The 14,895-nt window shown below is 64.7% G+C and carries 15 protein-coding genes; 2 read left to right on the top strand and 13 right to left on the bottom strand.

Translation table 11 applies throughout. The annotated features are described in order from the left end of the window. The first annotated feature begins 288 nt into the window (after positions 1 to 288). Complete coding sequence (locus tag BLU62_RS26965; protein WP_244278413.1) at positions 289 to 1,536, top strand: hypothetical protein; 1,248 nt, start codon at positions 289 to 291, stop codon at positions 1,534 to 1,536. Here BLU62_RS26965 and BLU62_RS26960 read toward each other — a convergent pair. Genes BLU62_RS26960 through BLU62_RS26950 form a run of 3 tightly spaced genes read right to left on the bottom strand, consistent with a single transcriptional unit; the run spans position 1,514 to position 3,308 of the window. Then, complete coding sequence (locus tag BLU62_RS26960) at positions 1,514 to 2,452, bottom strand: IS3 family transposase (protein ID WP_020169777.1); 939 nt, start codon at positions 2,450 to 2,452, stop codon at positions 1,514 to 1,516. The genes BLU62_RS26965 and BLU62_RS26960 overlap by 23 nt on opposite strands. Then, positions 2,449 to 2,739: a transposase gene (locus BLU62_RS26955; protein WP_005195137.1), complete on the bottom strand. Its 291-nt coding sequence runs from the start codon at positions 2,737 to 2,739 to the stop codon at positions 2,449 to 2,451. Before BLU62_RS26955 ends, BLU62_RS26960 begins: the two co-directional genes overlap by 4 nt. Positions 2,740 to 2,762: 23 nt before the next feature. Continuing rightward, complete coding sequence (locus tag BLU62_RS26950; protein WP_005201356.1) at positions 2,763 to 3,308, bottom strand: cytochrome ubiquinol oxidase subunit I; 546 nt, start codon at positions 3,306 to 3,308, stop codon at positions 2,763 to 2,765. A 450-nt stretch (positions 3,309 to 3,758) separates the two neighbouring features. Here BLU62_RS26950 and BLU62_RS26945 point away from each other — a divergent pair, with 450 nt between their 5' ends. After that, on the top strand, positions 3,759 to 4,019 hold the full coding sequence (locus BLU62_RS26945; RefSeq protein ID WP_010844852.1) for a hypothetical protein: 261 nt from the start codon (positions 3,759 to 3,761) through the stop codon (positions 4,017 to 4,019). Between the two features lie 58 nt (positions 4,020 to 4,077). Here the strand turns inward: BLU62_RS26945 and BLU62_RS26940 are convergent, their stop codons facing one another. The 10 genes from BLU62_RS26940 to BLU62_RS26895 all read right to left on the bottom strand — a co-directional run bounded on the left by BLU62_RS26940 (position 4,078) and on the right by BLU62_RS26895 (position 14,871). Further along, a complete protein-coding gene (locus BLU62_RS26940; protein ID WP_005201353.1) occupies positions 4,078 to 5,790 on the bottom strand; it encodes an aldehyde dehydrogenase family protein in 1,713 nt (570 codons plus the stop codon). Between the two features lie 46 nt (positions 5,791 to 5,836). Next, positions 5,837 to 6,496: a hypothetical protein gene (locus tag BLU62_RS26935; RefSeq protein ID WP_005201351.1), complete on the bottom strand. Its 660-nt coding sequence runs from the start codon at positions 6,494 to 6,496 to the stop codon at positions 5,837 to 5,839. A gap of 64 nt (positions 6,497 to 6,560) precedes the next feature. After that, entirely contained in the window at positions 6,561 to 7,139 is a 579-nt protein-coding gene (locus tag BLU62_RS26930; protein WP_005201349.1) for a hypothetical protein, read from the bottom strand. A gap of 244 nt (positions 7,140 to 7,383) precedes the next feature. After that, the gene (locus tag BLU62_RS26925) at positions 7,384 to 8,532 is read right to left on the bottom strand and encodes an MCE family protein (RefSeq protein ID WP_244278412.1); all 1,149 of its coding nucleotides are present in this window, start codon (positions 8,530 to 8,532) and stop codon (positions 7,384 to 7,386) included. Next, on the bottom strand, positions 8,529 to 9,686 hold the full coding sequence (locus tag BLU62_RS26920; RefSeq protein ID WP_005201344.1) for an MCE family protein: 1,158 nt from the start codon (positions 9,684 to 9,686) through the stop codon (positions 8,529 to 8,531). Before BLU62_RS26920 ends, BLU62_RS26925 begins: the two co-directional genes overlap by 4 nt. After that, complete coding sequence (locus tag BLU62_RS26915) at positions 9,686 to 10,804, bottom strand: MCE family protein (protein WP_005201342.1); 1,119 nt, start codon at positions 10,802 to 10,804, stop codon at positions 9,686 to 9,688. Before BLU62_RS26915 ends, BLU62_RS26920 begins: the two co-directional genes overlap by 1 nt. Continuing rightward, positions 10,801 to 11,790, bottom strand: a complete 990-nt coding sequence (locus tag BLU62_RS26910; protein ID WP_005201341.1) for an MCE family protein — start codon at positions 11,788 to 11,790, stop codon at positions 10,801 to 10,803. The genes BLU62_RS26915 and BLU62_RS26910 overlap by 4 nt, the downstream gene beginning before the upstream one ends. A gap of 29 nt (positions 11,791 to 11,819) precedes the next feature. Then, on the bottom strand, positions 11,820 to 12,860 hold the full coding sequence (locus BLU62_RS26905; RefSeq protein WP_005201339.1) for an MCE family protein: 1,041 nt from the start codon (positions 12,858 to 12,860) through the stop codon (positions 11,820 to 11,822). Then, on the bottom strand, positions 12,857 to 14,023 hold the full coding sequence (locus BLU62_RS26900; RefSeq protein WP_005201337.1) for an MCE family protein: 1,167 nt from the start codon (positions 14,021 to 14,023) through the stop codon (positions 12,857 to 12,859). Before BLU62_RS26900 ends, BLU62_RS26905 begins: the two co-directional genes overlap by 4 nt. After that, entirely contained in the window at positions 14,020 to 14,871 is an 852-nt protein-coding gene (locus BLU62_RS26895; RefSeq protein WP_039881281.1) for an MlaE family ABC transporter permease, read from the bottom strand. The genes BLU62_RS26900 and BLU62_RS26895 overlap by 4 nt, the downstream gene beginning before the upstream one ends. Between the last annotated feature and the right edge of the window lie 24 nt (positions 14,872 to 14,895).

Here is a 14,895-nt window from a genome sequence, read left to right as displayed (position 1 = left end):
ACGGATCCGTGGTCCGCATAGTCGAGATCAGCGACAGTCGGTCGATAGTCGAATCGGATCGCGGCACACGAGCGGTGAGCACTCCACACCTCGTGAGGTCTTCTCAGCCGCTCGACGCACCTCGCAGGCCCTGCGAGACGTCCGGACAACTGCTTTCGAATCTTACGAAGAAACAGCAAGAGACTTACAACGCACGGCTCGCCGTCGTCGAAGCAGTACTGGAGATGCATCACAACAGCACGCGACTCTATCGGTCGCAGCTCCGAAACGGTCGCTCTCGCACACAACATGTCTGACCGCACCGTCAAACGCTGGGTGAAGGCGTATCAAGAGTCAGGACCAGCCGGCCTCGTCGAAGCAAGGAAACAGCGCTCGCCGATCGACCCACTCTGGCGGGAGGCGTGCCTCGACGTACTCAATCGGTACACACGCGAATCCACACCCAGCAGAAACATAGTAATCGACCAGGCCAACAATCTGCTGACCGAGCGGTGTGGCGCCGATCTGGCGCCCACCCCATCCAATGCGACCGCCTACCGCTGGCTGGACGAGCTCTCCAAGGGTCGCTATTCATTTGGCAGCGGAAAGGCACGGCGAATCGCCGCCGACCGGCCGGAGGCCCCGTATGGCCGTTTGCGCGCCACGCGCCCCGGAGAGTACTTCGTACTCGACACAACGCGCCTCGACGTGTTCGCGATGGAGCCGATCACGCTGCGTTGGGTGCCGGTCGAACTCACTGTGGCGCAAGACCTCTATACACGCTGCATTGTCGGTCTGCGCCTGACCCCGATTTCAACCAAGGCAATCGACGTGGCCAATGTGTTACACCAGTCGGTCACGCCCCAAGAACCGGTCGACGACGGAGCGTGGCCGTTTCACGGCGTGCCTAGTTCGATCGCAATCGAACGCGACGACCCGACCGCAGACGATGCCACTCCGAGCATCCCAGGCTGCCTACCCGAGTCAATCGTTGTTGACCATGGCAAGATCTACCTCTCGCACCATGTCAGATCCGCCTGTGCGCGACTCGGAATCTCGATTCAGCCTGCGATCGTAAAGAAGGCGTCAGACAAGCCAACTGTCGAACGCTTCTTCAAGACCATTCGGCTCGGCCTGCTTCAGCAACTGCCGGGCTACAAGGGACCCGACGTCTATCACCGCGGTGAAGACATTGAGAGTCAAGCGTTCTACTACGTCGCCGAGCTTGAGTCGATAATTCGCGAGTGGACAGCTCGGGTGTACCACCGGTCGAAACACGAAGGCTTGTGTCTCCCTGAGACGCCCGGCCTCGAGCTATCACCGCTCGAAATGTACGAGATCGGCCTGGCTCGCGCCGGTGGACTCACCATCCCGTCCTCACCGGACCTTGCGTACGAGTTTCTCAATGTGGAGTGGCGCACGATCCAGCACTATGGCATAGAAGTGGATGGGCGCCGATACGATGGCGCGGCGCTCAACCCTTACCGGAATAGCAAGTCCAACTGTGGTTCCCCCGGAATCGTGGAGGACTCCTCTATGCGGCTTCGGGCTCGGTGACTGCGGTGTTCTCGTAGTCGACCGGACTCATCATCCCGATCGCGCTGTGGCGACGCTGGTGATTGTAGAAGCCGTAGCACCACTCCAACACGACCGCCTGCGCCTCCATGATAGTATGGAACTCGTTGCGTGACAACACTTCCCACTCCAAAGAAGAGAAGAATGCCTCCGCTGCGGCGTTGTCGAAACACGATCCGACCCGGCCCATCGACTGCCGGATACCCATCTTCTGGCACAGCCTGGTGAACCGTTTCGCGGTGTACGTCGACCCACGATCGGTGTGGAAAATCAGCTTCTGCGCATCGTCATCACGCCATATCGCCTGCATACCGCCCCGCGTGGCGACCGCCATCTCGATCGCCGCACACGCCAACGCTGCATCCGGGTGACGACTGGTGGCCGCCCCCAGCAGGCGGCGACTGTAGAGGTCGATGACCGTGGCCAGATACAGCTTGCCCGCCGCGGTCGGGATCTCGGTGATGTCGCCGACCCACCGCTGATCGGGGCACTGTGCGGTGAAATCGCGACCCAACAAATCGGGGAACTTCGGGGCGGTCTTGTCCTGACGGGTCAGCCCGTTGCGCCGGCGGATCCGCCGCGCGACCAGGCCCTGACGACACATCGAATCAGCGACAGTCTTCTCGGTCACCGTCCACCCGTCAGCACGCAGATCCGCATGCAGGCGCGGTGACCCGTGCAGGCCGCGGGCCTTGTCGAACGCCACCGCCACGGCCCGGTCGATGGTGTCCCGGCGATAGTCGCGGGTGGTGTGCAAACCCGTTGCCGCACCCGGCGATTGGGTCCGCTTATGCCATTTGTAGAACCACGCCTCGCTGACCCCGAGCAGCCGGCAGGACACCGCGTGTGGCACCCGATAGTTGGTCCTCTGGTCGGCGATAAAGCGTGCCACGCTCACTTCGTCGCCTCCTTCACCCACAGGACCACTGATCGCTTGAGGACATCACGCTCCATGCGCAGCTCGGCGACCTCGTCACGCAACCGTTTGAGCTCAGCAGCGTCATCAACGGTCAGCTCGCCGCGGCCCTCCCGCTCGGCGCGCGCCCGGTTGACCCAGTTACCCAAGGTGCCCTCGTTGACCCCCAGGTCTCGAGCGACCTGGGCGATCGGCTTACCTGTCTCCTCGACGATCCGGACCGCCCCATCACGAAACTCCCGGTCGTACTTCTTCCGCTTCTCTGGCATCGTGCTCCTCACTATCGATGCCTCTACGGTTCGGGGGGAACCTCATTGACCGAGACCACGCAGAACGTCCCGACGACCCCGGCGATGCCCATCGGAATCAGCATCAGCAGATGGCGTCGAGGCGGCATGCGGTCCCAGCCGTAGAGGTAGATCCCGAGGAAGATCGCCTCGACGAAGAACGACAGCCCTTCGAACGCGAATGGCAATCCCAGCACGTCACCGAACCGGCCCATCAAACCGGGCCACAGCAGACCCATCTCGAAGCTGAGGATCGTGCCCGAGACCGCGCCGATCGCGAACAGCACTGCCGACACCTTGGCCCACCGTCGGGCCAGTCCCATTGCGACAGGGCCGTCGCGCACGATGCCGCGACGGCGCATCACGAAGATCATCGTCGGGAACGCCACCCCGAAACACGCAAGGACGATGTGCCAGCCCAGGGACACCGCCATCTGCTGCCGGGCCGGCATCAGACCCGGAGGTTGCTGACCCTCCGCCACAACCAGCAATGCCTCGGCCAGGTACACGGTCGTCACCGTCGAGCAGGGCCGGTTGTTCCAGCCCGACACGTCGTCATCTGTACCGAAGGTAATCGCACGCAGATGAGGTTCCCGCCGGGGGTGGCCGGTAAACGCCACTGCCCCGCCGCCGGCTCGAGCTCGTGTCCGCAACGACGAGGGTGGGTCCGAGTTGCTCGACGACGATGAACAGCGCGTCGGGGACGGTCCGGCGGGTCAAGTCAGCGGCGGGATACGGTGTACCGGAAACCCGATTTCCGGGTGAGAAACTTTGTTTCGTACTCTTTTCCCCGTGAATCCCGCTGCTGCCGATGCGTTCGTGACCGAAACCACTTCGAGTGTTTGCGTGTGGTGCTCGTCCACCGACGAAGTCGCGGAGTTCCGCGGCGAGAGGCGCGGACGGTGCTCAACCAGACGCGCACGCAGACTCCCCCTGCTGCTTCCCGGCGGCGAAGCGTCGAACCGCGACGACGACTGCCCACGAAGGCAGGCGGGAAGGCGGTGGCCACCAAGCCGCAGAATGTCAGGTCCGGCGTCGCCGGGCCGGCGAACGTCTCACGACCCGACCGCGCCGAGCTCATGAGCCGGGCGCAGAGCCTCCTGGCGCAGCTCACCGAGATCGAGGAACGTCTGCAGGTCGCGCAGAAGGATGGCGGCTTGAGTGGCAAGGCCAAGGTGTCCGACCTGACCGCGAAGCGCGACTCCGTGTTGCGCACGCTCGCCGCGTTGGAGAAGGCCAAGCGGGCGCTCGAGCCGGCCTGAGGTGGACGCACCACACCCCGTACGCTTCGTGACGGGGCACCTCGCTGCGCGCGGTGCGTCAGCCGCGTAAGGCGGACGCAAAGAGCGACGGCAGCCGGGTGGCCTTCGGATCTGCCGCGAATGCAACCATCTTTCGGCCTACATGGTGCGCATGCGTGTTCCTGACGAACCACGCCGGCTTCGGCGTGATCGACAGCTGGCCGGTGATCAGAGATCGGCTCAGCGGGCGGAACGGGCCGGTCACGACCGTGCGCTCTGTGTCGTCCACCAGTGATGCGTTGTGTACCAATCCGATTCCGCTCTCGACATCGACGAGGGTCGCACCGGGAAAGCCGCCCCATGGTGCTGCTGCGGTGAGATAACCGACCCCCGTCCACGCGTTGATCGCTATCGTGCCGTAGCGGAGCGATTCCACGAACCACTCGAACTCTCGACCGAGCTTGCGGCGGTATCTCGGGTGCACCAAGACGTTGGCGCCGAGAGTGCCCTCGAGCCGCTCATTGACGAAGCGGCTCGCTGCCCGGAGGTAGGCAATCCCGTCTCCGGGGATCTCCACGACGGCCAGCACGGGCGAGAAGTACTCCACGGTGAAGGCCTCGGCCACCTGGTCCGGTGAGAGCCCCTCGATCAGCAGCCGGCCGTTCTCGCGTGCGTTGGCCGTGGCGTGCCGGTGGGCTGCCGCGGCGACCCGTTGGTCGCTTCCGGGGTAATAGGCTGGCCGCGCGGGAGCCTTGTCGATCTGGTCGCGGAGTTCCCGGAGGAACTCCCCTTTCTTGGACCACTCGGACGGGATCACGGCAACCTGGGCGGCGATGCAGTTGTAGCCGCCGTTGTGCAGACGCTGGGTGGCCAGGTGCTCCGCCTGGAAACGGATGTCCTTGGCCGACCACCCGGTGGGGACGACGACGGTGGGTGATACGCCGCCGAGTTCACTGGTGATGGTCTTGCCGAGCTTCGGTACGCCGGCCCGGCGACGGGCCTCGCCTTCCGGGCCGGTGCCGAAGACGATGGCGTCGTGACTTGCCGAGCTTCCGGTGATGTGGACATGCGCCACATTCGGGTGATCGACGAGATACGAGCCGACCTCGACACCGCCCCTGACGACCTCCACGAAGCCGCGCTCGGACAGGGGTCGCAGGACGGCGTTGATCGCGTCGAACATCTCGCCCAAGACGGGGTTCAGTTTGAGGATCACGACGCGATTGTGCGCGATCAGCTCGTACAGGGTGTCCAGCACGGCGATCGAGGTGATGTTGCCGGCGCCGAGGACGACTGACATGCCGTGCGTCGTCGCGGGGTCGAGTTGCGCCAATCCCGCCGCCGACCGCGCCTGGGTGACACTCACCCCCGGCTTCAGCCAGACCTTGGCCGAGACGCCCGACAGCAGTAGCCGATCCCAGATCTGATGGGGAAAGACGTCGAGCGCAACACGACCGCCGGGAGCGACGGAAGTCGGTACGTGGGCGATGGGACTGTCGCCGCTGCTCAGGTCGCGCAGAGAACGGGCCAGCGTGGCAGCGTTCGTGATGACCGGGTACGGCCCCGACAGCCATTCTTCGCCTGCGAGCGGCGATGAGGGCGAGATCCGCTTCGCACGGCACGCGGCCTCAACCCAATCCGATGCCTGCTCGGCCGCCTGGTGCGCCACCTGTTGCAGAAGGTCGGCGCGCCGGGTCAGCGGGAGGTCTGCCCACCGGCGCTCGCCTGCGCTGAGTCGTAGCAGCGCACTGTCGAGCTCCGCGACTGTGGTGAAATCGGTGGTGAGAGTCATGAGTTGTTCTCCATGGTGTGGTGTGGATGGCTCAGGGTTTCCGCGGCTACACCGGTGTGAATTCGGAGATCTTCCAGCGATCGCCGTCCTTGGCCATCTGGACGCGAATGCGGCTGCCGTCGAGTCGCGGCCCCTCAGCGTCCTTCTTGGACGTCGTCTGGTTGACGAAGAGCAGGACGGTTGCGTGATCGGCGTCCGACGCGACGAGTGCGGCGTCGACCACCTCGGCGTTCGTGACGATCTGCTCCTTCTTGGCAGCAGGTTGAATAACTGATTCGCCCAGTTGGGTGTATTCGTCGAGGAACCTGCCGGTCAGCATGGTCTCGGCAGCTTCGGGCAGCGCGGTGTCGACTGTTCGGTAGTCATAACTGAGCAGTTTGGGGATGTCGGTACGTGCCGATGCAAGCGCGGACTGCCCCGCCGATGCCTCCGTCGTCGCCGCGCTCGTCGCGAACCACACGTAGCCGAGTCCACCGGCGCCGGCGATCACGAGTGCCGCCAGCACCCTGACCAACCCGTTACGCGCCTTTGTCGAAAGTCTGGCGGGCCAGCTCACAACGACGGGGCCGAGTCGTTTGACATGACCGCCGCGCACCTTGTCCTGCTTCTCGGCGCCGTCGGTAGGCGCCGCGTCGGTGTCGACGTCGCGATCCACCTCCGCCTCGGCGAACTCGGATGAGATATCTTGCTCCACAACCTTGTTCATGGCTTCCTCCTCGGTTCTGCCGCCTTCGCGTCGGTCGACGCCTCTTGGTCCGCGCTCCCCGCGTTCATGACACGAACTCCACGTTGCTGACCTTCCACGCATGGTCGGCGGCCGTCAGATCCACCTTCATCCGATAGACGCGTTGCTGCCCGTCGGGTGCCTCGGTGTTCTTGACGATCGAGCTGACCGCGGCCAGGACCTGCGCGGCGTCGTCGTCGGCGGTGATGATCCCCGCCTCCTTGACCGATCCAGTCGAGAGGACCTCGCCGGAGGAAAGGACCTGCTCGAACGACGTCGCCAGCTGTTCAAACTGCTGCTGAAAGGATCCGGTGGCGACGGACTTGATCCGATCCAGGTCGGCCTTCGACCGGCGGTAGTCGAGGCTGACGAGTCCGGCGACCACCTCGCGGGTGACGTCGAGTACCTCAGAGTTCCGCTTCTCGTCCTGCTTGGCCTGATAGAGATCGGTGCCCTTCACGCCGAGCAGCGCGAGCACCGCCACGAGGGCCGCCACCAGCGCCCACACGGTGACCACGGACCGGAGTGGAGCAGTGCCCGCCCCTTCGCCGGCGCTCTCCGGGCCGACCGCGTCGTCGTCGACTTCCGGACCGGTGGCCTCTACTTGATCAGTAACGACTGCCATGTCGCCTTTCCTTTCGCCGAAGCTGAGTTGGTGGGTGTTCCCACGAAGTACGTCACCCCGTCGGGCCCTCGGAACCTTCCGGTGGTCTCCGAATACGGCACCGGCTTCGACGCTGTACGTAAGCGCTTCGGCACCCTCTTCGCCCCTGGGTCACCGCCGGCGTCGCCCATAGAGTGCGGACGCGACAACATCTCCGGCCACGTGGACGGAAGTCCCCCGGGGCAATCGGCCACTAAGGGAGTCCTCACGCGGGGGTCGGTCGCGCACGGGACGTTCCGGGCGCCACGCGCCACCTTCGGGTTGTCGGGGCGCGCGTCGCAGTACTGGTCCGGAACCACCGGCACAGTCCGCATGTCCGATGCGTCACGACGTCGGCTGCCGCCATATCCCTCGGTGCACGGGGCGGGTTCAGCGTGTTTCCGAGCTTGATGTCGAGTGGAGCCTGCGGACTCTGGCCGAGCGCGTAGCCGTCGACCGAGTTCAGGGTTCCCGACGTGAACGCCGGATAGACGGTCAGGATGTGCCGGAGGTTGGGGACGTTGACGCGCAGCACCTGTCCCACGGACTGGAGGTCGGCGAGCAGCGTCGGCAGCGTAGGCGTCAGCTCGGTCAGGGTGGCCGACACCTGGTCGGCTGCCGACGGGGTCTGGGTCAGCAGAGTCCGCAAGTGTTCATCGCTCAGCGCGAGCTGATCGGTGAACGACGCGAGGTTCGCCACCGCAGAGGTCAGGTCGGCGGCCACCCGGTTGCCAGTGGTCAACAGCGGTTCGGCGTCGTCGATCAGCCGGGTGGTGGGGCCGATATCGATCTGCGCCAACTCGAGCAGCCGCTGTGATGCGTCGATCAACCGAGCCAGGCGATCACCGGTCTGTCCTAGCCCGTCGGACACCTCGTCGACGGTCGTCTCCAGATTCTGGGGCGAGATCGTCGCAACGAGGTTCATGGTCCTCTCCAGGACGTCTTTGGTGGGCGTGGGCGCCTCATTGCCCTTGGCCGACAACACGTCTCCGTCCGTCAGCGCGGGCCCGCCGTTGTCGCGGGGAATCAGATCCACGTATTGTTCCCCGACCGCAGACTGACTCCTGATGTGCGCCGCACTGTTTCGCGGGATCGTGTTGTCCGAATCGATGCGCAGGGTGATGCGAACCGGCGCCGACAAGTCGGCCAGATCGACGTCTACCGAATCCACCCGTCCCACGGTTACACCTCGATAGGTCACCAGTCCGGTCTCGTAAATGCCGCCGGCGGTGTCGAACTCGGCGACCACGCGATACGATCCGATGCCGGTGACCCGACCGATGCCGACGTAGGTGACAGTCCCGTAGACTACGCTGACCACGGTGAGGACAGCGAATACGACGAGCTGCCATCGCACCAGTCTGGTGAGTTTCATCGGGGGCCCCCCATCCCGGCGGGCTGCGGTGAGGTCTTTTTCGATGGGCTGTGATCCGTTGTGGGGGTGCGCAGTCCGAATGGAGCGCGGAGTGGGTCCGCGGCTTGCCGCGAGGCCGCCATCCTGGCCAGGGCCACCTTGGGAATACTGCCGAGCACCTTGTCGCGTATGGCGCCCACCGACAGGTCGAGGGTCAGGAAGAGGTTCTGGTAGTCACCCTTCATTCCCTTGTCGATGACGGTCACCGGGAACGGAACGGTGAGCCCGACGATGAGCGAGCCGACCAGGTCGTCGCCGGACTCCTCGAGCCCCTTCAGTGCGGGACGGAGTTCCGCGGCAATGGAGTTCAGATCGGCGTTGCTGCGTGCGATCACGCTGCCCACCTTTGCGCCGAACACTCCTACGCGATCGAGCATCGTGACCAGCTCCTCGCGTTGGTCCGCCAGCACGGTCAGGGCGGGTTCCAGGTTGTCGATGCCCTCCGCCACGGTCGAACTCTGATCGGCCAGCGTGGCGCTGAGCTTGCCGAGCGAATCGATGGCGCGGCCGATGTCATCACGTTGCTTGTGTAGTCCGGAGACGAAGGTCTTGAGTTGAGATATCGCTCGGTTGGCAGCGGCTGTGCGGCCATCGGTGGCGTCGTTGAGCTCGGTCATGATCGACCGGAGCTGTTCGAGGCCACTGCCGTTGAGGATCAGCGACAAGGCCGCCAGCACCGACTCGGTCGACGGATAGGCTGCGGAGCTGTTGACATCGAGTGTGTCGCCGGGCAACAGCTTGCCCGGCGTCTGCTCCGCGGGAGGAATGAACTCCAGGTACTGCGCGCCCAGCACCGAGGTCTGTGCCAGCTTCACGGTCGAACCGTTCGGGATCTCCACTCCCTCGGAGAGCTCCACGTCCACTTCGGCGAACGACTCGCGCACTGTGATGGACCGGATCTGCCCGACATTCGCGTTGTCGAGCTTGACCAGGGAGTTCGACACCAGGTTCTGCACGTCGGCTAACTGGACGGTGATGCTGTAGCTGTCACCGGAGACGGCGTCGCCTGGCAGTGACAACGAGTTGGCGCCGTCGAACCGACAGCCCGCCACCGTCGACATCGCGACGGCCGCCGCGATCAGTCCCGCGCCGACGTGAAAGCGCTTGTGTCCCATCAGCGTCCTCCCTCCTCGGGGCGACCGGTCGAGCGTGCCATCTCGGACGTGATGACCCGGGTCAGGGTGGTCTCGGCCTTCTGGCATTCCGACTTGGGAGCGTCCACGGTTGTCAGCAGTGCACAGATGAGCGACACCGGATCCGGGAAGTCGGCCACCGCGAGACCGGCCGTCAGTGAGTTCGAGTCCGGGTCGTAGATGTTGTAGAGGTTCGACAGCGCGGTCGGCGCCGTGTGCAGGATCTGAGCCAGATCGTCCTGCCTGTCGACGAGCAGTCGGGACACCCTGGTGAGGTCCTTGACGTCACGGCTTAGCGCACCCTGGTTCTGCTTCAAGTAGTCGCGCAGGCGTGGGGCCATCGAGTTGAGGGCACGGATCGCGGCATCGAGTTGCGTCCGATTGTCGTCGAGCACGGCCGACGCGTCGTCGAGTTGCGAGGCGAAACCGACGATCTGCTGGTCGGCGGTGCGCAGCGCGGTGACGACCTGCTGGAGATTGCGGACTGTGCTGAACAGGTCGGGGCCGGCCGCGGAGAGCGTCCTCATCGCGTCGGAGAGCGCATCGACCGACTTCCGGAGTGAGCCGCCGCTGGTGTCGAGCGCACCGGCCGAGGTGTCGATGAGTCGGCTGAGCGCCCCCTTCTCATCGCCGGTGGAAGGTCCGAGTTGGTGCGCGAGGTCGGTCACCTGCTTCTTGATCTCGTCGTACCCGACCGGGACCGCGGTCCGGCCGACCTCCACCACGGCATCGTCTTCCAGCGCACCAGCCGGCGATCGCTTGACCGGGTTGACGAACTGAACATACCGACCGGAGACGAGGGTCGGCGCCACGATCGCCGCCCGTGCCTCGGAGTCCACGTACGCCGAGTCGTCGTACGAGACCTCGACGCGAACCTTCGCCGGTGTGGCCTCCACTGCTTCGACAGTGCCGATGGTGACGCCGCGCATCTTGACCGGATCGCCGACGAACAGCCCGGTGCCGTCCGTGAACCAGATTGTGGCCCGTGAGGTGTGCGTGCTCTCCCATACCTTCGCCGCGGTCACGGCCACCATGGCGACGATGACGAGGGCGATGACCGCGGGCCCGCCGAGTCGGTTGACGGCTGATGACGTGCTCATCGCCCGCCTCCCGGACTGCCCGGCTGCTGGCCGCGGAGATTGGCCGGCGTGATGTTCTGGAGCAGTACTGAGAAGAACGGTCCGCTGCCCAGGACGTCGGCGAATTGCATGACGAATGTGCGCATCCCCTTGATCGACTTTTCGAGGTTGGCGTAGTTGGCGTTGAGCGTGGCCGTCACCTGACGGACCTCCTCGAGCATCTGTGGGGTGGACGATCCGGTGTCATGGACGAACGTCTCTATCTCGGTGGATACTGCGCGCAGGCTGGTGAGCAGCCTGCGGATCACCTCGGCCCGATCGACGAGGGTCTCGAACAGCACCGACCCGTCGTCGATGAGCCTGGTGATGTTGCCCTTTCGCTCGGCCAGCACGTCGGAAACCGAATCGGCCTTCTGCAGAAGCGTCCGGATTCCGGCATCGCGCGACGACACCGTCCGTGCCGCAGCGGCGACGTTCTCCAGGGAGCCGCCGATGTCGGACGGGAGATCGTTCATGACCTTGTCGAGGCTCTCGACCGCGTCGACGACGCTCTTCTTGTCGGTGTCTCCGACGGTCTCGGTGAGCTGGTCGAGTGACTCGGTGAGGTCGAAGCCGGAACTTGTCCGCGACACCGGGATTCGGTCGCCGAGCTCGCCGGGGCCGGCGGTCGTGAGTTGGACGAAGCGACGCCCGAGCGCGGTCTCGACCTTGATCGAGGCCGTGGTCTCGGAACCGAGCTTCTCCCAGCCGTCGGTGAGCCGCATCGTCACGTCGACGTGGTCCTCGGCGAGCTCGATCGACTGCACACTCCCCGCGGCCACGCCGGCGATGTGCACTTCGTCGTCGGGATTCAGGCCACTGGCGTCGGAGAACTCGGCGACCACGACGGTCACGCCGGGCAGGAACGGAATCGAGCGGTAGTTGAACGCGAGCGCGAGAACCGCGAGTATCGCGCCGATTCCGATGAGACCGGCCCGGATTCGACGGCGGGAGTCGTCAGATCTCATGATGTTTTGACCTCATCTGGTTGTCTCCCTCACTTACAGCGCCGAGCTGGGACTTGGACCATCGGTGTGTCCGCATGTCCGCCGTCGAGCGTCGGATAGCGGATCGCGAGGCCGCACACGAAGAAGTTCACAAAACTGCCGTAGCCCGACGACCTGCCCAGAAGCCGATAGGCCTCCGGCATCTTCGCGAGCAGCATGTTGATCGTTGAAGTGTTGCTGTTCAGGTTCTGGGCCAGACCGCGCAGATGCTCGATGTCGGAGGTGAGATCGGGGCGGGCTCGGGACAGCAGCTCGTCGAGCTCGGTGGTCGCGCCCGCGATGTTCGTGAGGCCGTCGGCGATCAGCCGGCGATCACCGGCAAGCTCGGAGACCAGCTCCTGCAACTGGACGACGACGCTGCCGAAGGCCTCCCGGCGATCCGCTACCGTTACGAGCACGGTGTTCAGATCGGTGACCACCGATCCGATCGTCGCGTCGCGATCGGCGATGGTTTCGCCGAGTTCACCCATTTGGGTGATCAGATCGCTGATATCGGCTGTGCGGCCGTTGAGTACCGAGACCAGCGCAGCGGACAGCTTGTTGGTCTGCTCTGGATTCACCCCGGTCAGTAGGGGTTTGAACCCGTTGACGAGTGCATCCATGTCGAGAGCCGGCTTGGTCTGCGATACCGGGATCACGCTGTCGGCTGACCGCCTCCTACCCACGTCTCCGGGGTCGGTCTTCAGCTCGAGGTACCGATCACCGATCAGGTTCTTGTACCTGATGTAGGCGTTGGTGGTGGTCGTCACCGGGATGTGGGAGTCGACGTCCATACGGACCTCTGCTCCCAGACCCGTCTGCGCAGCCGCACCGGAGTCCACGATGTCCACATCGGTGACCTTCCCGACCACCACACCGGCCACCTTGACGTCGTCGCCGGTCCGCAGGCCGGATGCGGACATGAACTGAGCGCGGAAAACCGTTGTCGGACCGAAACGCAGGTCGCCGACGATCACGAACAGAGCCGAGGTGATCAGCGAGCTGACAGCGAGAAAGATCCCCAGCTTGATGGCCGGTCCGGTGATTGTCATTTCGTCATTCCGTAGATCATCGAGGCGAACGGGTTTCCGATGACGTCTTCGATCGACTTCACATCGCGGTACGCGTGACTGCCGTCGTCGAAGTCGACGTGCCCCGGCCCCTTTTCGCCGGGTGCGCGCGGGTAGCCGTAGCAGCTCGGTCCCGCCGTTCCTGCCGTGTGTTCGGGCGCGTCGATGCCCGGTCGGTATGGCGGGTCGCCGATGAGCAGGGTGCCGACGATGTCGAGGCCCGGTCTCGCTCCGCCGAACGCCCGCTCGAGATATTTGCGGCTCGTGTTCAGTCCGTCCAGGAAGCACGGGTAGATCGGTCCGTAGTCTCCGAGCACCTGCGCCGGCGGCGCCAGGGCGTCGGCGGCCTTCACCAGTGGCGTGCCCGCGTTAGTCATGAACCGGTTGCCGGTGTTCCCGAACTCGGTGAAGCTCAACAGGAACGCAGTCAGCTGCGACTGGTTCTCCACAATCGTCTTCGAGGTGGTGGTGAGGTGACGGACGGTGGCCATCAGGTCCGGTGACAGTCCGGCGAATGTGTCGAGATTGTCCGCACCGAGCTCGAGATCCCGTTGCAGAGTTGGCAGTGACTTGTTGAAGGTCGCGAGGTAGGTGTTCACCGAGTCGACCAGCTCGCCGAGCTTCTCGCCCCGATCGACGGTGCCGGTCTGCACAGCGGTCAGGGTTGCATTCACCCGCGCCGGGTCCACACGGTCGAGAATTCCGACAAGCAACTCGAAAGTGTCGTAGACCTCGACCGGCGTTTGCGAGGTGTCGATGGTGGCACCGGCGCTCAACGTCGATGCCGCCGGCTGCTCCGGCATCGTCAGCGCGACGTACTTGCGGCCGAAGAGCGTGGTCGGCTCCATCTCCGCCCGGACGTTCGTCGGCAGATCGCCGAGCTGGTCTTCCTCCACCGCCAGCTCGATGCGAGCGTGATCGCCGTACACGTCGACAGATGCGACACGACCGATCACTACGCCGTACAGCTTGACGTCCGATCCAGGCACCAGCAGCAGCCCCGTGCGCGGGGCGTTCAGGTAGATGGACCCGGTGGCCTGGAACCTGCCGTTGTACGACATCAGCGCAGCCACGACGACGCCCACCACCACGGCGAAGGCGACGAACGCGTACAGCAGGTGTTGTCTGCGTGAGTGTTCGATCATCCCGACACCCGCACAGTCGCGTGGACGCCGCCGTACAAGGCGATACCGACGATGAAGTCGACCATCATGATGATGATCAGTGACGTGCGGACGGCGTGGCCGACAGCGACGCCGACCCCGGCCGGTCCACCGCTGGCGTTGTAGCCGTAGTAGCAGTGCACCGCCATCACGGCGACCGCCATGACGATCACCTTCAACAGTGAGATCGCGATGTCACCGGGCTGCAAGAACAGCTGGAAGTAGTGGTCGTAGGTGCCCGGCGACTGGTCCGACAGGAACACGCTCACGAACTTGGTGGCGGCGTACCCGGTGAAGAGGGCGATCGCGTACAGCGGCACCACAGCGGCGAGTCCCGCCGCGATCCGCGTCGACACCAGATAGGGCAGCGACTGAACCGACATCACCTCGAGCGCGTCGATCTCCTCGCTCACGCGCATGGCACCGAGTTGCGCAGTGAAACCGGAGCCCACCGTCGCCGTGAGTGCGACGCCAGCAATGACCGGGATCGCTTCGCGGGTGTTGAAGAAGGCGGAAATGAAGCCCGACATCGCTTCCACACCGACGCGCCCCAGTGAACTCGATCCCTGTTGACCGACCTCGTATCCGGCTGCAGCCGTGAGGAATCCGATGATCACGACGGTCCCGCCGATGATGGCGAGTGCACCTGCGCCGAGCGACACCTCAGCTAGCAGGCGCAAGGTCTCGCGACGATAGTGGGTCATCGCCTTGGGTACCGCCCGCAGCGCCACCCCGTAGAACGCCAGTTTCTCTCCGAAGGATTCGGCGGGCTTCAGCGCCTTCCCGGCGTCCAACCGGTCGGTCAGTCGCCGCGACGGTTCGGTGGGCATCTGAGTCGATGTCAACGTGGTCCC

It is taken from the genome of Gordonia westfalica (assembly GCF_900105725.1).
In the GTDB taxonomy this organism is placed as follows: domain Bacteria; phylum Actinomycetota; class Actinomycetes; order Mycobacteriales; family Mycobacteriaceae; genus Gordonia; species Gordonia westfalica.
The sequence above is the reverse complement of the archived record's forward strand: the minus strand, read 5'-3'. Positions and strand labels throughout refer to the sequence as shown.